19 protein-coding genes are annotated in these 20,911 nt (G+C 63.3%); 6 read left to right on the top strand and 13 right to left on the bottom strand.

All coding sequences use genetic code 11. The features are described from left to right. The first annotated feature begins 1 nt into the window (after window position 1). From B3E91_RS16100 to fabI, 3 genes are read left to right on the top strand one after another with little or no spacing between them, the layout of a single operon-like run. Window positions 2-1,021, top strand: a complete 1,020-nt coding sequence (locus B3E91_RS16100) for an ABC transporter permease (protein ID WP_273231527.1) — start codon at window positions 2-4, stop codon at window positions 1,019-1,021. Between the two features lie 6 nt (window positions 1,022-1,027). Beyond that, window positions 1,028-2,665: an ABC transporter ATP-binding protein gene (locus B3E91_RS16095; RefSeq protein ID WP_287030460.1), complete on the top strand. Its 1,638-nt coding sequence runs from the start codon at window positions 1,028-1,030 to the stop codon at window positions 2,663-2,665. A gap of 4 nt (window positions 2,666-2,669) precedes the next feature. After that, the gene (fabI, locus tag B3E91_RS16090; protein ID WP_273231531.1) at window positions 2,670-3,464 is read left to right on the top strand and encodes an enoyl-ACP reductase FabI; all 795 of its coding nucleotides are present in this window, start codon (window positions 2,670-2,672) and stop codon (window positions 3,462-3,464) included. Between the two features lie 181 nt (window positions 3,465-3,645). On the opposite strand, the gene B3E91_RS16085 is transcribed toward fabI, so the two are convergent. The 8 genes from B3E91_RS16085 to ppsA form a co-directional block, all read right to left on the bottom strand. After that, a complete protein-coding gene (locus tag B3E91_RS16085) occupies window positions 3,646-4,620 on the bottom strand; it encodes an OmpA family protein (RefSeq protein WP_090230976.1) in 975 nt (324 codons plus the stop codon). A 108-nt stretch (window positions 4,621-4,728) separates the two neighbouring features. Continuing rightward, window positions 4,729-5,319, bottom strand: coding sequence for an RNA polymerase sigma factor SigX (gene sigX / locus B3E91_RS16080; RefSeq protein ID WP_273231533.1), 591 nt, complete (start codon window positions 5,317-5,319; stop codon window positions 4,729-4,731). A gap of 91 nt (window positions 5,320-5,410) precedes the next feature. Next, window positions 5,411-6,235 carry a mechanosensitive ion channel family protein gene (locus B3E91_RS16075; RefSeq protein WP_090230978.1) on the bottom strand — a complete coding sequence of 275 codons (825 nt, stop codon included), beginning with the start codon at window positions 6,233-6,235 and terminating at the stop codon, window positions 5,411-5,413. A gap of 2 nt (window positions 6,236-6,237) precedes the next feature. Then, complete coding sequence (locus B3E91_RS16070; protein WP_090230979.1) at window positions 6,238-6,480, bottom strand: CrfX protein; 243 nt, start codon at window positions 6,478-6,480, stop codon at window positions 6,238-6,240. Between the two features lie 53 nt (window positions 6,481-6,533). Then, window positions 6,534-7,532, bottom strand: a complete 999-nt coding sequence (locus B3E91_RS16065; RefSeq protein WP_287030487.1) for a zinc transporter ZntB — start codon at window positions 7,530-7,532, stop codon at window positions 6,534-6,536. 27 nt (window positions 7,533-7,559) lie between these two features. Then, complete coding sequence (rraA, locus tag B3E91_RS16060) at window positions 7,560-8,048, bottom strand: ribonuclease E activity regulator RraA (RefSeq protein WP_090230980.1); 489 nt, start codon at window positions 8,046-8,048, stop codon at window positions 7,560-7,562. Window positions 8,049-8,180: 132 nt separating this feature from the next. Then, complete coding sequence (locus B3E91_RS16055; protein WP_287030457.1) at window positions 8,181-9,191, bottom strand: alpha/beta fold hydrolase; 1,011 nt, start codon at window positions 9,189-9,191, stop codon at window positions 8,181-8,183. A gap of 68 nt (window positions 9,192-9,259) precedes the next feature. Next, a complete protein-coding gene (gene ppsA, locus B3E91_RS16050; protein WP_282343539.1) occupies window positions 9,260-11,632 on the bottom strand; it encodes a phosphoenolpyruvate synthase in 2,373 nt (790 codons plus the stop codon). 163 nt (window positions 11,633-11,795) lie between these two features. On the opposite strand from ppsA, the gene ppsR reads away from it, so the two are divergent. Next, window positions 11,796-12,614 carry a posphoenolpyruvate synthetase regulatory kinase/phosphorylase PpsR gene (gene ppsR / locus B3E91_RS16045; protein ID WP_090230983.1) on the top strand — a complete coding sequence of 273 codons (819 nt, stop codon included), beginning with the start codon at window positions 11,796-11,798 and terminating at the stop codon, window positions 12,612-12,614. A gap of 29 nt (window positions 12,615-12,643) precedes the next feature. Continuing rightward, on the top strand, window positions 12,644-13,282 hold the full coding sequence (locus B3E91_RS16040; RefSeq protein WP_273231538.1) for a LysE family translocator: 639 nt from the start codon (window positions 12,644-12,646) through the stop codon (window positions 13,280-13,282). A gap of 35 nt (window positions 13,283-13,317) precedes the next feature. Here the strand turns inward: B3E91_RS16040 and prpF are convergent, their stop codons facing one another. From prpF to B3E91_RS16015, 5 genes are all read right to left on the bottom strand, one after another. Then, complete coding sequence (gene prpF / locus B3E91_RS16035; protein ID WP_287030451.1) at window positions 13,318-14,505, bottom strand: 2-methylaconitate cis-trans isomerase PrpF; 1,188 nt, start codon at window positions 14,503-14,505, stop codon at window positions 13,318-13,320. Window positions 14,506-14,607: 102 nt separating this feature from the next. Beyond that, entirely contained in the window at window positions 14,608-17,220 is a 2,613-nt protein-coding gene (acnD, locus tag B3E91_RS16030) for a Fe/S-dependent 2-methylisocitrate dehydratase AcnD (protein WP_287030485.1), read from the bottom strand. A 5-nt stretch (window positions 17,221-17,225) separates the two neighbouring features. Next, the gene (gene prpC / locus B3E91_RS16025; protein ID WP_090230985.1) at window positions 17,226-18,389 is read right to left on the bottom strand and encodes a bifunctional 2-methylcitrate synthase/citrate synthase; all 1,164 of its coding nucleotides are present in this window, start codon (window positions 18,387-18,389) and stop codon (window positions 17,226-17,228) included. A 79-nt stretch (window positions 18,390-18,468) separates the two neighbouring features. After that, window positions 18,469-19,353: a methylisocitrate lyase gene (gene prpB / locus B3E91_RS16020; RefSeq protein ID WP_273231542.1), complete on the bottom strand. Its 885-nt coding sequence runs from the start codon at window positions 19,351-19,353 to the stop codon at window positions 18,469-18,471. Then, complete coding sequence (locus tag B3E91_RS16015) at window positions 19,350-20,081, bottom strand: GntR family transcriptional regulator (RefSeq protein ID WP_273231543.1); 732 nt, start codon at window positions 20,079-20,081, stop codon at window positions 19,350-19,352. Before B3E91_RS16015 ends, prpB begins: the two co-directional genes overlap by 4 nt. 292 nt (window positions 20,082-20,373) lie before the next feature. Here B3E91_RS16015 and B3E91_RS16010 point away from each other — a divergent pair, with 292 nt between their 5' ends. After that, window positions 20,374-20,910 (top strand): ATP-dependent zinc protease, encoded by a 537-nt coding sequence (locus B3E91_RS16010; protein WP_090231088.1) that lies wholly within the window; start codon window positions 20,374-20,376, stop codon window positions 20,908-20,910. The last annotated feature ends 1 nt before the right edge of the window (window position 20,911 follow it).

Genomic DNA, 20,911 nt, shown 5'->3' with positions numbered 1-20,911 from the left:
GATGACGTTTTCTCCTCTCAATCGTCGCCGCATCGAGCGTTTCAAGGCCAACAAGCGTGGCTGGTGGTCACTCTGGCTGTTCCTCATCCTCTTCGGCCTGAGCCTGGGCGCCGAGCTGATCGCCAACGACAAGCCGCTGGTGGTGCGCTACGACGGCGAGTGGTATTTCCCGGTGGCCAAGCGCTACCCGGAAACCGCGTTCGGCGGCGAATTCCCGCTGGAGGCCAACTACAAGAGCCGCTACATCCGTGAACTGATCGAGGAAAAGGACGGCTGGATGATCTGGCCTCCGATCCCCTTCGACTATGCCGCGATCAACTACGACCTCGCCGTGCCCGCTCCGGCACCGCCCTCCGCGGCCAACTGGCTGGGCACCGACGACCAGGGCCGCGACGTGCTGGCGCGGATCATCTACGGCTTTCGCATCTCGGTGCTGTTCGCCCTGACCCTGACCATCCTCAGTTCGATCATCGGCGTGTTCGCCGGTGCGCTGCAGGGCTTCTACGGCGGCTGGGTCGATCTGCTCGGGCAACGCTTCCTGGAAGTCTGGTCCGGGCTGCCGGTGCTCTATCTGCTGATCATCCTCGCCAGCTTCGTGCAGCCGAACTTCTGGTGGCTGCTGGGCATCATGTTGCTGTTTTCCTGGATGAGCCTGGTGGACGTGGTGCGCGCCGAGTTCCTTCGCGGGCGCAACCTCGAGTACGTCCGTGCGGCGCGGGCACTGGGGATGCAGAACGGCGCGATCATGTTCCGTCACATCCTGCCCAATGCCATGGTTTCCACCATGACCTTCATGCCCTTCATCCTCACCGGCGCCATCGGCACCCTCACCGCCCTGGATTTCCTCGGCTTCGGCCTGCCGGCCGGTTCGCCGTCACTGGGCGAACTGGTGGCGCAGGGCAAATCCAACCTGCAGGCACCCTGGCTGGGTATCTGCGCATTCGCCGTACTGGCGCTGATGCTGAGCCTGCTGGTGTTCATCGGCGAGGCCGCGCGCGATGCATTCGATCCGAGGAAATAGCGCTTCATGAGCGAGATATCGTCACCCCAGAACCTCGTCGAAGTGCGCGACCTGGCCGTCGAGTTCGTCGCCGGCAATCAGTGCCAGCGCGTGGTCGAAGGCGTCAGCTTCGACATCCGCAAGGGCGAGACCCTGGCGTTGGTCGGCGAAAGCGGCTCCGGCAAGTCGGTCACTGCGCACTCGATCCTGCGCCTGCTGCCCTACCCGCTCGCCCAGCATCCCGCCGGCTCGATCCTCTATGACGGCCAGGACCTGCTGGCCCAGAGCGAACAGCGTCTGCGGCACATCCGCGGCAACCGCATCGCGATGATCTTCCAGGAGCCGATGACCTCGCTGAACCCGCTGCACAGCATCGAGAAGCAGGTCAACGAGGTGCTCACCCTGCATAAGGGCCTGCGCGGCAAGGCGGCGACAAAGCGCACGCTGGAGCTGCTCGAGCTGGTCGGCATCGTCGATCCGCACAAGCGCCTGAAAGCCTATCCGCACGAGTTGTCCGGCGGGCAACGGCAGCGCGTGATGATCGCCATGGCCCTGGCCAACGAGCCGGAACTGCTGATCGCCGACGAGCCGACCACCGCGCTGGACGTCACCGTGCAGCTGAAGATCCTCAACCTGCTCAAGGAATTGCAGGCGCGCCTGGGCATGGCGCTTCTGCTGATCAGCCACGATCTGAACCTGGTTCGGCAAATAGCGCATCGCGTATGTGTCATGCAGTGCGGACGCATCGTCGAACAGGGGTCGTGTGAAAAACTGTTCCAGACGCCCGAGCATCCGTACACGCGTGAACTGCTCTGCGCCGAGCCCCGTGGGGAGGCAGCCGCCAATCCGCCAGGGCCGCCGCTGCTTGAAGTGCAAGACCTGCGCGTGTGGTTCCCGATCAAGAAAGGGCTGCTGCAGCGCACCGTCGATCACATCAAGGCAGTGGACGGAGTCGATTTCAGTCTGCCGAAAGGCCAGACGCTGGGGATCGTCGGCGAAAGCGGTTCGGGCAAGTCGACGCTGGGTCTGGCGATCCTGCGTCTGATCGCGAGCCAGGGTTCGATTCGTTTCCAGGGCCAGCCGTTGGATCAACTGACCCAGCAGCAGGTTCGCCCGCTGCGGCGGCAGATGCAGGTGGTCTTTCAGGACCCGTTCGGCAGTCTCAGCCCCCGCATGTCGGTGGCTCAGATCGTCGGCGAAGGCTTGCGGATTCATGCCATGGGCAACGAGGCTGAACAGGAACAGGCAATCATCGACGCGCTCAAGGAGGTAGGTCTGGACCCGGAAACCCGGCACCGCTACCCCCACGAGTTTTCCGGCGGGCAACGGCAGCGAATCGCCATTGCCCGCGCGTTGGTGCTGAAACCGGCGATGATCCTGCTCGACGAGCCCACTTCGGCGCTCGATCGGACGGTTCAACGTCAGGTGGTGGAGTTGCTTCGATCGCTACAGGCCAAGTACAACCTGACCTACCTGTTCATCAGCCACGATCTGGCGGTGGTCAAGGCGCTGAGTCATCAGTTGATGGTGCTCAAGCAGGGTCAGGTGGTTGAACGCGGCCCGGCGGATGCAGTCTTCGCCACCCCGCAGCACCCTTATACACGGCAGTTGCTGGAGGCCGCCTTTCTGGCCCCGCAACCGTCGCCAAACCAAGAAAGAGGATAAGCACATGGGTTTTCTCGCCGGTAAGCGCGTACTGATTGTTGGTGTCGCCAGCAAGCTCTCGATCGCCTCGGGTATCGCCGCCGCCATGCACCGCGAAGGCGCCGAACTCGCCTTCACGTATCAGAATGAAAAGCTCAAGGGCCGCGTCGAGGAGTTCGCTGCCGGCTGGGGCTCCAACCCTGAGCTGTGCTTCCCCTGCGACGTCGCCAACGACGAGGAAATCGCCTCGGTCTTCGAAGCGCTGGGCAAGAAATGGGACGGCCTGGACATCATCGTCCACTCGGTAGGTTTTGCCCCGGGCGACCAGCTCGACGGCGACTTCACCGAGGTCACCACCCGTGAAGGCTTCAAGATCGCCCACGATATCAGCGCCTACAGCTTCGTCGCCCTGGCCAAGGCCGGTCGCGAACTGATGAAGGGCCGCAACGGCAGCCTGCTGACGCTCTCCTACCTGGGCGCCGAGCGCACCATGCCGAACTACAACGTGATGGGCATGGCCAAGGCGAGCCTGGAAGCCGGCGTCCGCTACCTGGCCGGCAGCCTCGGCCCGGAAGGCACGCGCGTCAACGCCATCTCTGCCGGCCCGATCCGTACGCTCGCAGCAAGCGGCATCAAGAGCTTCCGCAAGATGCTCGCGGCCAACGAGAAACAGACCCCGCTGCGCCGCAACGTCACCATCGACGAAGTGGGCAACGCCGGCGCGTTCCTCTGCTCCGATCTGGCCTCGGGCATCAGCGGTGAAATCCTCTACGTCGACGGCGGTTTCAACACCACCGCGATGGGCAACATCGAAGAGTGATGGCCTGACCGATCGCTGCTGATCGATCCTGAGCAAACGCCCCGAACGCCGGGGCGTTTTGATTTGCTCGCAGCGAAACCAACCGGTTTCCCGATCGACAGACGCAAAAAAGCCCGCTTCTTTCGAGGCGGGCTTTTTTCTTCTGCCGAACAGCCGGAGCGGCTCGGCAGAATCCCGAGGCTTACTTGGCCTGGGCTTCTACTTCGGCTTCTACGCGACGGTTGACGGCACGGCCGGCTTCGGTCGCGTTGTCAGCTACCGGGCGCGACTCGCCGTAACCGACGGAGTCAACACGGTTGCCGGCTACGCCGTACTGGTTGACCAGCACGTTTTTGACGGCAGCAGCACGACGCTCGGAGAGCTTCTGGTTGTAGGCGTCGGTGCCGACGGAGTCGGTGTGGCCTTCAACGGTCGTGGTGGTCTGCGGGTACTGGTTCATAAAGTCAGCCAGGTTCTTGATGTCGCCGTAGCTGTCTTGCTTCACGGTGGCCTTGTCGAAGTCGAATTTCACGTCGAGCTCGACGCGAACTACTTCAGGAGCCGGTTCCGGCTCTTGGGCGACCGGAGCCGGGGCTGGAGCCGGAGCCGGCTCGACCGCTGCGACTTCGCGAGCACCGCCACCGAAGTTCATGCCGACGCCTACGCCAGCCATCCACTCGGTTTCGCCGCGGTCGATGTTGTACATGCCATCGACGCTGGCTTTAGCGAAGAAGTTTTCGGTGAAGTAGTACTTCACGCCGGTACCGACGTTGGCGAAGGTGCTGTGGTCACGACCGCCGCGAGTCGCCTGACCGATGCTCTGGTGAGCCAGGCCGGCGGAAACGTACGGACGCAGGCCTACACCCGGAGTACCGAAGTTGTAGATGGCATCGAGGGAAGCCAGGTTGCCCTTGATGTTCTTGCTGCCAGTGTCGCTATCGCCACGAATGTCGTGGTACTCGCCGTAGGACAGAGCCAGCTCGACGTCGTCGGTCAGGTAGTAGCCGACCGAACCGCCAAACAGTTTGGCGTTCGAAGCGTCTTTAGAGCTGTCGGTGAAGTACTTCTTACCGAAAGCTTCCACCTCGACAGCGCCTTGGCCCTGGGCCAGCGCGTGAACAGAAGTCGCGGCTATCAGAGAGCCAATGACAACGCCTAAGGTGTTCTTGAGTTTCATCCGTTTAAATCCCCATCAAGTGTGATGAATAAGCCAGCAGGCCGATGCTCGCTAACTTGGCAATAGTTTACCAGAGCGGGCCTGACCATATGAGAGCTTATTGCCCCACTAAGTTTCGGAAATGCCCGAAAATTTTTCACGGAGCCGATCCAGCGCCCTCTTGTAGCGCATTTTTGTCGCGCTCAGCCCCATATGCATGATGTCGGCAATTTCCTGAAACTCGAGTTCCGCGACGAAGCGCAACACCAGGATTTCTCGGTCAATCGGGTTGACATGAATCAGCCAGCGGTCAAGCCCGCCGCGCTCTTCAACCTTCGGAGCCCTCTCCTCCGAGGCCTCTTCGAGCGGGTCGAGACTAAGGGCGTCGAGCAGGCGCCGCTTACGACGCTCCTTGCGATACTGGGTGATGCATTCGTTATACGTAATGCTATAAAGCCATGTCTTGAACTTCGACTTGCCTTCGAAGTTCTTCAGGCCGTAGAGCACTTTGAGCATCACTTCCTGACATACATCGTCGGCATCCCGGTCGTTACCCAGATAGCGCGCGCAGACATTGAACAAGGTGCGCTGATAACGCCGCATCAGTTCCTCATAAGCACGGGTGACATGGAACAGTTCGGCATGAGCGCGCTGTACCAATTCCTCATCGGTTAGCTCGCGGGGGTCGTAGCGCTGGGGAGCAGATTGGGTTTTGTTCAAAACAAGTCGGGCCGACAGTCAGATCGATAGCAGCCTCCGCGGTCCCCTGGGGACCGTCCGGCGGCGGCATACATTAGCAGGGATTGCGCCCTTAGCGGCTACTGACCCGCTGCTCGAGGAGAATCCGGTTGGCCACGGAAACCAGTTCGCCATTGGCGTCCAGCAAGGTGGTTTTCACGGTGCCTATCTCTTCGATCTGACCTTCGATATCGCCGATGCGCACGTCCTGACCGACTTCATACAGTTCGCGCACGTAGATGCCGGCGATGATCTGGCTGGCGATGTCGCGACTGCCGAGCCCCAGCGCCAGTGCCACGGCCAGACCGACCGAGATCAGCACGATGGCGATCACGTTGTTCAACAGGTCGGTCTTGATTTCCAGTTGGCCGATCGCCACCGAGATACTGATGATGATGACCATCGCCTGCGCCACCCGACCCAGGCCATTGGCGTAGTCGAGACCGACACCCTCGGCCGCGCCACGCACCAGGCTGCTGGCCAGTTGCGCCAGCAGTACGCCGGACAGCAGCACCAGCGCCGCACCAAAGACCTTGGGCAGGTAAAGGGCGAACACGTCCAGCGTTGCCGATACCCGCTCCAGCCCCAGCGATTCCGCCGCCGAAACCAGGAACACCAGCAAAACGAACCAGTAGACGATCTTGCCGATCAGCGTCGATACCGGCACCTGGATACCCGCGCGGCCGAGCAGCTTGGTGAGGCCGGTCCCGGCCATCAGGCGGTCCAGGCCGATCTTCGCCAGCAGCTTCGACAACAGGGTATCGAGCAGCTTGGCGACGATGAAGCCAAGCAGCACGACCACCAGCGCACCGAACAGCCGCGGGATGAACGCCGCGACCGAGCCCCACATGGTGCTCATGGCGTTAACGAGGCTCTGTGTCCAAGGGTCGAATTCCATCTTCAATCAGCCTTATCGGTGCGGTCGGGTGAGGAACGGCGGCTACGCGGCGAGACGTTCGCCGCGCCGCTGTTGAGGGCGATCATCAGCGCCTCGAACCAGTGGCCCGCCAGGCTGAACAGATCGCCGACGCCAACCTGGCGGTTGGCGGTCTTCAATACGCGGTCCAGGCAGGCATCGTCATCACGTGAGGACGACGAGCCCTTGAGCATATCGCGCAGGGATTCTTCGAAAGGGTCGTGCATACGTACCTCGGATGATCTCTCGGCTAGACGCGACGTTGCGCTACCGAGTCACATCACAGCCAGCGCAGGCGACGAAAGATCCACCACTGCGACACACCAAGAATGGCCATCAGCGCGCAGGCGCCGACGAAACCGTAGCGGCTGTCCGCGCCGGGAATGCCGCCGACGTTGATACCGAGCAGCCCGGTGAGGAAAGTCATCGGCAGGAAGAAGCAGGTGATGATCGCCAGCAGGTACATGGTGCGGTTCATTCGCTCGCTCATGCGACGCTGTTCGGATTCGATGATCAGATGGCCGCGCTCGCGGATCAGCTCCAGTTCCTCGAGATAACGCACCAGGCGGTTGCTCAGCTCGTTCCAGTAGTCGCCATCGTCATTGGCGAACCAGGGCAGATGGTTGCGCGCGAGCTGGGTGAAGATCTCCCGCTGCGGCGACAGGAAGCGGCGCAGGCTCGCGGCGCGGCGGCGCAGCAGCAGGACACGCCCCTGCTCCGTGTAGCTTTCCCCTGCCGCGGTCGACTCCTCCATCGCATCGGCTTCTTCGGACAACGACTCGATCAGTTGATCGACCTTTTCGGTCAGGGCGTCGGCCAGGTGCAGGATGACCTCGGACGGGCCCTTCGGCCCTCTTCCCTCAGCCCATTGCTGCAACAGTTCATCGGTGGAGCGCAGCGAGCGCAGGCGCAAGGAAATCACCCGGCGGGAGTCGGCGAAGATGCGCAGGGAAACCATGTCCTCCGGCTCGGCTCCGGGGTTCAGGTTGACCCCGCGCAGGAACACCAGCAGCTCGTCGCCCGGCAGCGGCAGCAGCCGCGGCCGGGTGTTCTCTTCGAGCAGGAGATCACAGGCGAAATCGCTCAGGCCACTGTCATTGCGCAGCCACGCCTGCGACTGCGGATGGTGGCGATGCCAGTGCAGCCAGACGCTTTCTTCGTCTCCAAGCTGGAGGGCCTCCAACTGCGCATAGTCGATCGGGCGGGCGCGCCCCTTGCCGTCCAGGATCAGCGCGTGGATCAACCCGTACTGCGTCGTTTCGTCTTCGTTTGCCGCCAGTTCCGGTACTGCATCGACCACCAGGTCTTACTCCGTCATGGGCAACGCTTTGGAGGAAACGATGATGCCGTTGTTGTCCGCGTAGACGAACTCGCCCGGGCGGAAGGTGACGCCGCCAAAGGTGACCACGACGTTGAGATCGCCGATGCCACGCTTGTCGGTCTTCATCGGATGGCTGGCCAGCGCCTGGATGCCGAGGTAGGTCTCGGCGAGTACATCGACATCGCGGACGCAGCCATAGATCACCAAGCCTTCCCAGCCGTTCTTGGCCGCCTTCTCGGCGAGCATGTCGCCCAGCAGCGCACGCCGCAGCGAGCCGCCACCGTCGACCACCAGCACCTTGCCGACGCCTGGCAGATCGACCTGCTCCTTGACCAGCGAGTTGTCTTCGAAGCACTTGATCGTGACGATCTCGCCACCGAAGGAATTGCGGCCGCCGAAGTTGGCGAACATGGGTTCGACCACGTGGACCAGATCGGGATAGGCATCGCACAGATCGGGAGTGACATATTGCATGGTGAACCTCCTTGGGATTGTTGACCGGAGTGCGCTGGTCGGGCCATCGCCTGACCCCAGCCTCTTCCGTCGACGAGACGGGCGAACTTCGCGGTCGTGACCGGGAAGCGCCGTTGCGTCATATTTTAACGGTTAACTGCTGGACACGGAACGCTGCGACAGCGGTGTATCCACTGTAGACGGCTGGCGCGCCGGCAACGCCCGGTGCTGCAGCCAGTGCGAGACCAGCGGGTAGACCTCCTCCTGCGCCGCCTTGCTCACCAGCATTTGCACATGGCCGAAGTCCGTGCTGAAACCGGTCTGTGGCCCGAGGCACAGGTAGACGCGGTTTTCCGAGCCAAAACGCTCCAGCAGCGCCTGGCAGGCCGACGGCGGATCCTGGCGATCGCCCTCGGCCGTTACCATCAGCGTCGGCATGCGCGCCTCGGCGAGGCCGGCCAGCCAGTCGCGCCCCTTCTCGCCAAACCGGCCGAACAGGCCATGCCAGCGCAGACTCTCGATCAGCAGCCCGGCGGGTTCGTCTTCAGGACCGCGCATCGAGCGAGCGCCGGATACGCCGCCGAAATGCTTGAGCAGCGAACGGGCGACCCACTCCACCGGCGGGATTTTCAGTGCCCAGTGCGACTGGCTGACCTGGCTGCCGAACAGCGCCAGGGTCGCGGCTCGCCCATCGTCCAGATAGCCGCCACCGACCGCCGCCGCCAGGCTGATGCCCCCCAGCGAATGGCCCAGCCAGTGAGGCACGCGACCGGTTTGCTCGATGACGAAGTCGGCGATCGCCGGCAGGTCGTAACGGGCGTAATCCGCCACGCGGTTGCGCGCGTAGGTCAGATTGCGCGGCGAAAGCCCATGCCCGCGCATTTCGGCGATCCACACATCGAATCCGGCGCGCGCCAGATAGGCCCCCAGGCCGATGCCCTTGGGCGAAAACCAGAAGCGTCGGTTGGAGAAGCTGCCGTGCAGCAGGATCACCGGCAGGCCACGGGTCGTGCCGGCGCGTAGCAGGCCAAGCCGGGTCAGTGCCAGTTCCACGCTCTGGTCGGGACTGTTGTTGGGTTTCAGGCGATAGACATCTTCGGTCAGGTCGCCCCGCAACTCCGCGCTAATCAGCGCTACGGGGAACAGTTCGCTACTGCTTTGCATGGTGCTTTTACTTCGTGCACAAAAAAGGGCGGGGTGTGCACCCGCCCTCTTCGTATCGTTACGAAACCTTAGGCCTGCTGGCCCTCGGCAAGGAAGAACCAGGTGTCGAGCACCGAGTCCGGGTTCAGCGAGACGCTCTCGATGCCTTGCTCCATCAGCCATTTCGCCAGGTCCGGATGGTCCGAAGGACCCTGGCCGCAGATGCCGATGTACTTGCCGGCCTTGTTGCAGGCAGCGATGGCGCTGGCGAGCAGCTTCTTGACGGCCGGATTACGTTCATCGAACAGATGCGCGATGATCCCGGAGTCGCGGTCCAGCCCCAGGGTCAGCTGGGTCATGTCGTTGGAACCGATGGAGAAACCGTCGAAGAACTCTAGGAACTCGTCGGCCATCAGCGCGTTGGACGGCAGCTCGCACATCATGATGACCTTGAGCCCGTTCTCGCCACGCTTGAGGCCGTAATGGGCCAGCAGGTCGATCACCTGGGACGCCTCGCCCAGGGTGCGTACGAACGGCACCATCAGCTCGACGTTGGTCAGACCCATGACTTCACGGACCTTCTTCATCGCCCGGCATTCGAGCTCGAAGCAATCGCGGAACGACTCGCTGATGTAGCGCGAAGCACCACGGAAGCCCAGCATCGGGTTCTCTTCTTCCGGTTCGTAGAGCTTGCCGCCGATGAGGTTGGCGTACTCGTTGGACTTGAAGTCGGACAGGCGAACGATGACTTTCTTCGGCCAGAACGCGGCAGCCAGGGTGCTGACGCCCTCGACCAGCTTCTCGACGTAGAAATCCACCGGATCGTCGTAACCGGCGATGCGCTTCTCGACGCTTTCCTTGATGTCCGCCGGCAGGCTGGCGAAGTTCAGCAGCGCCTTGGGGTGCACGCCGATCATCCGGTTGATGATGAATTCCAGGCGGGCCAGGCCCACACCGGCGTTCGGCAATTGAGCGAAGTCGAAGGCGCGGTCCGGGTTGCCGACGTTCATCATGATCTTGAACGGCAGATCCGGCATGGCGTCCACGGAGTTCTTCTTGATATCGAAGCCCAGTTCGCCCTCGAAGATGAAGCCGGTGTCGCCCTCGGCACAGGACACGGTGACGCGCTGGCCGTCGGTCAGCAGGTGGGTGGCGTTGCCGCAACCGACCACCGCCGGAATACCCAGCTCGCGAGCGATGATCGCCGCGTGGCAGGTGCGCCCGCCGCGGTTGGTGACGATGGCGCTGGCGCGCTTCATCACCGGTTCCCAATCCGGATCGGTCATGTCGGAGACCAGCACGTCGCCCGGCTGGACCTTGTCCATCTCCGACACGTCCTTGATCACCTTGACCGGGCCGGCGCCGATGCGCTGGCCAATGGCGCGGCCTTCGACCAGCACCTTGCCTTTTTCCTTCAGCAGGTAGCGCTCCATCACGGTGGCGCTGGCGCGGCTCTTAACGGTTTCCGGACGGGCCTGGACGATGTACAGCTGCTGGTCGTCGCCATCCTTCGCCCACTCGATGTCCATCGGGCGGCCGTAGTGTTTCTCGATGATCAGCGCCTGGCGGGCCAGGTTGCTGACTTCCTCGTCGGAGAGGCAGAAGCGCGCGCGATCGGCGCGATCGACGTCGACGGTCTTGACCGACTTGCCGGCCTTGGCTTCGTCGCCGTAGATCATCTTGATCGCCTTGCTGCCCAGGTTGCGGCGCAGGATGGCGGGACGACCGGCTTCGAGGGTCTGCTTGTGGACGTAGAATTCGTCGGGATTGACCGCGCCCTGGACGACGGTCTCGCCGAGGCCGTAGGCGCCGGTGATGAATACCACGTCGCGGAAGCCGGATTCGGTGTCGAGGGTGAACATCACGCCCGCGGTGCCGGTTTCAGAGCGAACCATGCGCTGCACGCCGGCCGAGAGCGCGACCAGCTTGTGGTCGAAGCCCTGGTGGACGCGGTAGGCAATGGCGCGGTCGTTGAACAGCGAGGCGAAGACTTCCTTCGCTGCGCGGATCACGTTCTCGACGCCGCGGATGTTCAGGAAGGTTTCCTGCTGGCCGGCGAATGAGGCGTCCGGCAGGTCTTCTGCAGTAGCCGAGGAGCGCACGGCAACCGCCATGTTCTCGTTGCCACCGGCCATTTCGGCGAAGGCGGTGCGGATATCGGCGTTGAGCTGCTCGGGAAACTCGGCTTCCATGACCCACTGACGGATCTGCGCGCCGGCCTTGGCCAGTTCGTTGACATCGTCGACATCCAGTGAGTCGAGGATGGCGTGGATACGATCGTTGAGCCCGCTGAGATCGAGGAAGTCGCGATAGGCCTGGGCCGTGGTGGCGAAACCGCCGGGCACCGATACACCGGCACCGGCGAGGTTGCTGATCATTTCGCCCAGGGAGGCGTTTTTGCCCCCTACCCGCTCGACATCGTGATTGCCGAGCTTATCGAGGGAAATTACGTACTCGACCAAGGTGATCTCTCCACTGAAAGTTGAAAAGCTCCTGCGGGGCGGATTCCGCGGCTCCAGCCTTGTGGCCCACCCCATGGAAATAAGTGACAATGCCCTTCGGCAGGCCCCTGAAACCGGGCGCCATGATAGCCAAGAATCGTTCCTACCTTAAGGCCTGAGCGCAATGAAACGAACCGCTTTCTTCATTTCCGATGGCACCGGCATCACTGCCGAAACGCTCGGCCAGAGTCTGTTGGCGCAATTCGAGAACATCACCTTTCACAAACTCACCAGACCGTACATCGATAGCGTCGAAAAAGCGCGCGCAATGGTACAGCAAATAAACGATGCGGCAGATCGGGATGGCGCCCGTCCGATCATCTTCGACACCATAGTTAACCAAGAAATCCGTGACATCCTGGCAAAATCCAACGGATTCATGATCGACATCTTTTCCACCTTCCTTGCGCCCCTCGAACACGAGCTGATCGCCAGCTCCTCGTACTCGGTAGGCAAATCCCATTCCATCGCCCACAGCGCCAACTACATGGAGCGCATCGAGGCGGTGAACTTCGCCCTGGACAACGACGACGGCGCGCGAACCCACTATTATGACAAGGCCGATCTGATCCTCGTCGGCGTGTCGCGCTGCGGCAAAACCCCCACCTGCCTCTATATGGCCATGCAGTTCGGCATCCGCGCCGCCAACTATCCGCTGACCGAAGAAGACATGGAGCGCCTGCAACTGCCGCCGGCGCTGAAGCAGTTCAAGCACAAGCTGTTTGGCCTGACCATCGACCCCGACCGGCTCACCGCGATCCGCCATGAGCGCAAACCGAACAGCCGCTACGCCAGCTTCGCCCAGTGCGAGTTCGAAGTGCGCGAAGTCGAGGCATTGTTTCGTCGGGAAAACATCGCCTTCATCAACTCCACTCATTTCTCGGTGGAAGAGATTTCGGCAAAGATCCTCGTGGAAAAAGGCGTCGAACGCCGCCTGAAGTAACGCCCAACGCACATCCCGGACCTGCCCACATGACCCTGATGGACGCCGTACTCTTCGCCCCCGTTGCACTGCTCATTTCGCTGATGCCAGGGCCCAACAACTTCTGCGCGCTGAACAACGGCATTCGACGTGGCGTAGGCGCTGCCGTGCTGGCGACCAGTGGCCGGGTACTGGCGTTCGCGATCTTCCTGACGATTTCCGCGATCGGCCTGGGCGCGATGCTGCTGGCGTCGGAAGCCACCTTCACCACCATCAAGTGGATCGGCGCCGCCTACCTGCTCTATCTCGGTATCGTCGCCTGGCGCAGCCGTGATTTCAGCGGGCTGGACATGCTCGAGGGTACTCAATCCGCAAGCCAGCAGCGGAGCGTCTGGCGGCTGATGCTGCAGGAGTTTCTCATCGGCATCAGCAACCCCAAGGCGATCCTGCTGTTCGCCGCGATCTTCCCGCAGTTCATCAAGCCGGATCAGCCGGCCACCGAGCAGTTCCTCTACCTCGGCACCACCTACCTGCTCGCCGAATACTGCGCCTCGGTGGTCTACGCGCTGTTCGGGCTGCAAATCCGCCGTTTGGTGAAGACCAGCAAGGGCGTGATTCGCCTGAACAAGACCACCGGTGCCTTCTATATGGGCGCTGGCGGCCTGCTGTTGGGCACCAGCCGCCTCTGAGGTCGGTCGGCCAATAGCGGACGCCCGAACAGCACTCAGAACGCGTCGCCCGGCACGCGCACCCAGCCTTCCATGAGCACCCGCGCACTGCGGCTCATGATGGCCTTCTTCACCACCCATTCGCCGTCGATTCGCATCGCCTCCGCCCCTACGCGCAACACGCCGGAGGGATGGCCGAAGCGCACCGCGGTGCGCTCGCCTCCGCCAGCGGCCAGGTTCACCAGCGTGCCGGGGATTGCTGCCGCGGTGCCGATGGCCACCGCGGCGGTGCCCATCATGGCGTGATGCAGCTTGCCCATCGACAATGCACGCACCAGCAGGTCGACATCGCCGGCCTGCACGGCCTTGCCGCTGGACGCCGCGTAGCTTTTGGGTTTGGCGACGAACGCGACCTTCGGGGTGTGCTGGCGCGTCGCCGCCTCCGCCGTTGTCCTGATCAGCCCCATGCGCAGCGCCCCGGCGACACGAATGGCTTCGAAACGCGCCAGCGCCGCGGGATCGCCGTTGATGTCCTCGCGCAGTTCGGTGCCTTGATAACCGATGTCATCGGCGTTGACGAACACCGTGGGGATGCCGGCGCTGATCATCGTCGCCTTGAAGGTTCCCACGCCGGGGACTTCGAGGTCGTCTACCAGATTGCCGGTGGGAAACATCGAACCGCCCTCCTCGCCGTCGTCCGACGGATCGAGGAACTCCAGCACGATCTCCGCGGCCGGAAAAGTCACCCCGTCCAGCTCGAAGTCACCGGTCTCCTGCACCTGGCCGGCGCTGACCGGCACGTGGGCGACGATGGTTTTCTGGATGTTGGCCTGCCAGATCCGCACCACGCAGACCCCGTTGTCCGGCACGCGCGCCGGGTCGATCAGGCCGGCATGCAGGGCGAAGGCGCCCGCGGCGGTAGAAAGATTGCCGCAATTGCCGCTCCAGTCGACGAAGGCCTTATCGATGGAAACCTGGCCGTAGAGGTAGTCGACGTCATGATCCGGCTGGCTGCTTTTCGACAGGATCACGCACTTGCTGGTACTGGACGTGGCACCACCCATGCCGTCGATCTGTGCGGCATAGGGGTCTGGGCTGCCGATCACGCGCATGAATAGCCGGTCGCGGGCTTCGCCCTTCACCTGTGCGCTGGCGGGCAGGTCTTGCAGACGGAAGAACACGCCCTTGCTGGTACCGCCACGCATGTAGGTGGCGGGAATCTTGATTTGCGCTGCGTGAGACATGGCCTGTTTCCTGAGAAATCTAAGGTTCGTAGGGTGCGCCGTGCGCACCGGTACAGACCTCGTGGCCCGTGGTGCGCACGGCGCACCCTACGGGATCGCGTTTTAAGCCGTCGCGGTCGCTTCCAGGAAGTCCTGGGCGAAACGCTGCAAAACGCCGCCGGCTTCGTAGATCGACACTTCCTCGGCGGTATCCAGACGACAGGTCACGGGCACGTCCAGGCGTTCGCCGTTCTTGCGGGTGATCACAAGCGTCAGGGTTGCACGCGGGGTGCGCTCGCCGAGCACGTCGTACAGCTCGGTACCATCCAGGCCCAGGGTCAGGCGATTGGTGCCGGGTTTGAATTCCAGCGGCAGCACGCCCATGCCCACCAGGTTGGTGCGGTGAATACGCTCGAACCCTTCGGCGGCGATCGCTTCCACGCCGGCCAGGCGCACGCCCTTTGCGGCCCAGTCCCGCGACGAGCCCTGACCGTAGTCGGCGCCGGCCACGATGATCAGCGGCTGCTTGCGCGCCATGTAGGTCTCGATCGCTTCCCACATGCGGGTGACCTTGCCCTCGGGCTCGATACGGGTCAGCGAACCCTTCTTCACCTGGCCGTCGACCACGGCCATCTCGTTGACCAGCTGGGGGTTGGCGAAGGTGGCGCGCTGGGCGGTCAGGTGGTCGCCGCGGTGGGTCGCGTAGGAGTTGAAGTCCTCCTCCGGCAGGCCCATTTTCGCCAGGTACTCGCCGGCCGCGCTGTCGGGCATGATCGCGTTGGAAGGCGACAGGTGATCGGTGGTGATGTTGTCCGGCAACAACGCCAGCGGGCGCATGCCCTTGAGCGAGCGTTCGCCGGCCAGCGCGCCTTCCCAGTACGGCGGACGGCGAATGTAGGTGGACTGCGGACGCCAGTCGTATAGCGGGCTTTCCGCTTCGGCGAAGGTGCCCAGGTCGAACATCGGGATGTAGACCTGGCGGAACTGCTCGGGCTTCACCGAGGCAGCGACGATGGCGTCGATTTCCTCGTCGCTCGGCCACAGGTCCTTGAGGGTTACCGGGTTGCCGGCCTGATCGTGACCGAGCACGTCCTGCTCGATATCGAAGCGCACGGTTCCCGCGATGGCGTAGGCGACCACCAGCGGCGGCGAGGCCAGGAACGCCTGCTTGGCGTACGGGTGAATGCGGCCGTCGAAGTTGCGGTTACCCGACAGCACGGCGGTGGCATACAGGTCGCGGTCAATGATTTCCTGCTGGATCACCGGGTCCAGCGCGCCGGACATGCCGTTACAGGTGGTGCAGGCGTAGGCGACGATGCCGAAACCCAGCTGTTCCAGCTCGCTGAGCAGGCCGGCCTCTTCCAGGTACAGCTTGGCCACCTTGGAGCCCGGCGCGAACGAGGTCTTCACCCAGGGTTTGCGCAGCAAGCCCAGCGCATTGGCCTTCTTCGCCAACAAGCCGGCGGCCACCACGTTGCGCGGGTTGGAGGTGTTGGTGCAGCTGGTGATGGCGGCAATGATCACCGCGCCATCGGGCAGCAGGCCTTCGCTCTCTTCCACTTTGGCGGCGGCCAACAAGGTTTCGCCGGCAATGCCGCGCTCTTGCAGCGCCGAGGTCGGCAGGCGTTTGTGCGGGTTGCTCGGACCGGCCATGTTGCGCACCACGGTGGACAGGTCGAAGCGCAGCACCCGCTCGTATTCGGCGGTCACCAGAGCATCGGCCCACAGGCCAGTGAGCTTGGCGTACTGCTCGACCAGCGCCACCTGCTGCGGTTCGCGGCCGGTGAGCTTGAGGTAGTCGATGGTCTGCTGGTCGATGTAGAACATCGAGGCCGTGGCGCCGTATTCCGGGCACATGTTGGAGATGGTCGCGCGGTCGCCGATGGACAGGCTGTTGGCACCTTCGCCGAAGAACTCCACGTAGGCGCCGACCACCCGCTCCTTGCGCAGGAACTCGGTGATCGCCAGCACGATATCGGTCGCGGTGATGCCGGGCTGGCGCTTGCCGGTGAGCTCCACGCCGACGATGTCGGGCAGGCGCATCATCGAGGCACGACCAAGCATCACGGTTTCCGCCTCCAGCCCGCCAACGCCGACGGCGATCACGCCCAGGGCATCCACGTGCGGCGTATGGCTGTCGGTACCGACGCAGGTGTCCGGGTAGGCCACGCCGTCGCGCGCCTGGATCACCGGGCTCATTTTCTCCAGGTTGATCTGGTGCATGATGCCGTTGCCGGCGGGGATCACGTCGACGTTCTTGAACGCGGTCTTGGTCCACTCGATGAAGTGGAAACGGTCCTCGTTGCGGCGCTCTTCCACGGCGCGGTTCTTCTCGAACGCATCGGGGTCGAAGCCGGCGTACTCCACCGCCAGCGAATGGTCGACGATCAACTGGGTGGGCACCACCGGGTTGACCTTCGCCGGGTCGCCGCCCTTGTCGGCAATCGCGTCACGCAGGCCGGCCAGGTCCACCAGCGCGGTCTGGCCGAGGATGTCGTGGCACACCACGCGCGCCGGGTACCAGGGGAAGTCCAGATCGCGCTTGCGCTCGATCAGCTGCTTCAGCGCATCGGTGAGCAGCGCCGGGTCGCAGCGCCGGACGAGTTGTTCGGCCAGCACCCGCGAGGTGTACGGCAATTTGGCGTAGGCGCCGGGCGCGATGGTATCGACTGCCTCGCGGGTGTCGAAGTAGTCCAGTGCAGAGCCCGGCAGGTTTTTGCGGTACTTCGTGTTCATGCTGATCATGGGCGATCCTTGAGCGGCACGAACTTCAGGTCTTCGGGACCGGTGTAGTTGGCGCTCGGGCGGATGATCTTGCCGTCGATGCGCTGCTCGATCACATGGGACGACCAGCCCGAGGTGCGGGCGATGACGAACAGCGGCGTGAACATGGCGGTGGGCACGCCCATCATGTGGTAGCTCACGGCGCTGAACCAATCGAGGTTGGGGAACATTTTCTTGATGTCCCACATGATGGTTTCCAGGCGCTCGGCGATGTCGAACATCTTGCTGTTCTTCTGTTCGACGGAGAGTTCGCGGGCGACCTCCTTGATCACCTTGTTACGTGGATCGGACACGGTGTAGACCGGATGGCCGAAGCCGATCACCACTTCCTTCTTCTCGACGCGGGCACGGATATCCGCCTCGGCTTCGTCCGGATTGTCGTAGCGCTTCTGGATCTCGAAGGCCACCTCGTTGGCGCCGCCGTGTTTCGGACCGCGCAACGCGCCGATGGCGCCGGCGATGCAGGAATAGATGTCCGAACCGGTGCCGGCAATTACCCGCGAGGTAAAGGTGGAGGCGTTGAATTCGTGCTCGGCGTAAAGGTTGAGCGAGGTGTGCATCGCACGCACCCACGACTCGCGCGGTTTTTCGCCGTGCAGCAGGTGGAGGAAATGGCCGCCGATGGAGTCATCGTCGGTTTCCACGTCGATGCGTTTGCCGTTGTGGCTGAAGTGGTACCAGTACAGCAGCGCCGACCCCAGGGAGGCCATCAGCTTGTCGGCGATATCGCGAGCGCCGGGATGGTTGTGGTCGTCCTTCTCCGGCGATACGCAGCCCAACACCGAGACGGCGGTACGCATCACGTCCATCGGGTGCGCCGACGGCGGCAGTTGTTCCAGCGAGGCTTTGAGCGCTGCCGGAAGGCCACGCAGCGCCTTGAGCTTGGCCTTGTAGCTGGCCAGCTCGGCCACGTTGGGCAGCTTGCCGTGCACCAGCAGGTGGGCGATTTCCTCGAATTCGCAGCGGTTGGCGAAGTCGAGTACATCGTAGCCGCGGTAATGCAGATCGTTGCCGGTACGGCCGACGGTGCACAGGGCGGTGTTGCCGGCGGCGGTGCCACTCAGGGCCACCGATTTCTTGGGTTTGAAGCCCGGCGTGGTCGTCTCTTGGGTTGCGCTCATCGCGGGTTGTTCCTCATCTGATCCGGTTGATGTTCTTGTTGTTCATCGGTGCCGCCTGCTCGATACGCGGCCCGATCGGTCACTTCTTGGCGGCGAACAGCGCATCGAGCTTCTGCTCGAAGGCGTGGTAATCGATGCGCTCGTACAGCTCCATGCGCGTCTGCATGGTGTCGACCACGTTCTTCTGGGTGCCGTCGCGGCGGATCGCCGTGTAGACGTTTTCCGCCGCCTTGTTCATCGCGCGGAAGGCCGACAGCGGGTAGAGCACCAGGGAAACATCGGCGCCGGCCAGCTCCTGCGTGGTGTACAGCGGGGTCGAACCGAATTCGGTGATGTTGGCGAGGATCGGCGCACGGACCTTCTCGGCGAACAGCTTGTACATGTCCAGCTCGGTGATCGCCTCGGGAAAGACCATGTCGGCCCCCGCCTCCACGCACGCCGCGGCACGCTCCAGCGCGGACTCCAGGCCCTCGACCGCCAGCGCATCGGTACGCGCCATGATCACGAAGCTGTCGTCGGTGCGTGCATCCACCGCGGCCTTGATGCGGTCGACCATTTCCTGCTGGGAAACGATTTCCTTGTTCGGCCGGTGACCGCAGCGCTTGGCACCCACCTGATCCTCGATGTGGATCGCGGCGGCGCCGAACTTGATCATCGACTTGACCGTGCGGGCCACGTTGAACGCCGAGGAGCCGAAGCCGGTGTCGACATCCACCAGCAGCGGCAGGTCGCAGACATCGGTGATCCGGCGCACGTCGGTGAGCACGTCGTCGAGACCGGTGATGCCGAGGTCGGGAACCCCCAGCGAGCCCGCCGCCACGCCGCCACCGGACAGGTAGATCGCTTTGAAGCCGGCACGCTTGGCCAGCAGCGCGTGGTTGGCGTTGATTGCCCCGACCACCTGCAACGGGTGCTCGCTGGCTACGGCGTCACGGAAACGTTGCCCGGCAGATACATGACTCATGGCTGACCTCTTGTTGTCGTTGTTTCCTGGGTGCCCGGATGGGCGCTGGGATAATGGCGCTCGACGTTGCGCTTGGACGCGGCGATGTGACGGCGCATCAGCAGTTCGGCGAGCTCTCCGTCACCATCGGCGATGGCGTCGAGAATGCGGTGGTGTTCGGTGAAGGCCTGGCGCGGGCGATTGGGTATCGCCGAGAACTGGATGCGGTACATGCGCACCAGTTGGTAGAGCTCGCCGCAGAGCATCTGCGTCAGCGTGCGGTTGCCGCTGCCCTGGATGATCCGGTAGTGGAAATCGAAGTCGCCCTCCTGCTGGTAGTAGCCCAGCCCGGCCTGGAACGCCTCGTCGCGCTCGTGCATGTCCAGCACCTGGCGCAGCTCGTCGATCTCTGCCTGGCTCATGCGCTCCGCGGCCAGGCGACAGGCCATGCCTTCGAGAGATTCGCGGATTTCGTAGAGTTCGATCAACTCGGCGTAGCTCAGCGAAACCACGCGAGCACCCACGTGGGGCACGCGCACCAGCAGGCGCTGGCCTTCCAGCCGGTGGATCGCCTCGCGCAACGGGCCGCGGCTGATGCCGTAGACGCGGGCCAGCTCCGGCTCGGAGATCTTGCTGCCAGGAGCGATCTCGCCCTTGACGATGGCCGCCTGGATACGCCGGAAGACGTGTTCGGAAAGGGTTTCCGACTCGTCCGCAACGGTTGGATTGATATCGGCGGCTTCCAGCATATTGTCGACACCAGCAAGGTTTGGTTCGAGCAAAATTACGCTTGAAGACCCTATTCAGTCAAACGCGATCATCGGATTGTTGACAATCTTTCGGAATGACCGAAAGACGCCATGGCCAGAACCACCGCTGCTGCGGCCTATTTGCGTCTGTCACCGCAGAAAATCAGCATGCTAGAATGCCCACCGCTTGCGCTGCCCAGGAATGATGCCCGCCATGCCCGCGAGCCCCGAGAACAAAGGCTCCAGCCCCCCGCCGGTCATGCCGACCCGCCGCCGCGATCATCCAGGACGTATGAGATTCAAGCCCTTCGCTCCTTCCCTCTTCTGCCTGTTCCTTGCGCCCGACGCGGGTTTCGCCGGTGAGAAGACCGTGTACGGCCTGAACGAGCACGCGCGCCTCGCCGAACTGGATCTGGAAGTGGCGGCGAAGCTGGACACCGGCGCCAAGACCGCCTCACTCAGCGCCCGGGACATCCAGCGCTTCAAGCGCGACGGCGAATCCTGGGTACGCTTCTACCTCGCCATCGACGACGCCCATGCCCATCCCATCGAGCGACCGCTGGCGCGGATCAGCAAGATCAAGCGCCGCTCGGGCGACTACGATCCTGAACAGGGCAAGACCTACACCGCGCGCCCGGTGATCGAGCTGAGTGTCTGCATGGGCCGCGCCCGGCGCGACATCGAGGTCAATCTCACCGACCGCAGCGCCTTCGAATACCCGCTCCTGATCGGCTCCGAGGCGCTCAAGCGCTTCGATGCGCTGGTCGACCCCAGCCTCAAGTACGCCGCCGGCAAGCCCGGATGTGCCGACTCAATCTCTGCCGAGTAGA

Origin of the sequence: Pseudomonas sp. UBA6310 (assembly GCF_002438225.1) — a bacterium.
GTDB classification, from domain to species: domain Bacteria; phylum Pseudomonadota; class Gammaproteobacteria; order Pseudomonadales; family Pseudomonadaceae; genus Pseudomonas_O; species Pseudomonas_O kuykendallii.
This window is presented reverse-complemented; position numbering and strand designations above follow the sequence as displayed.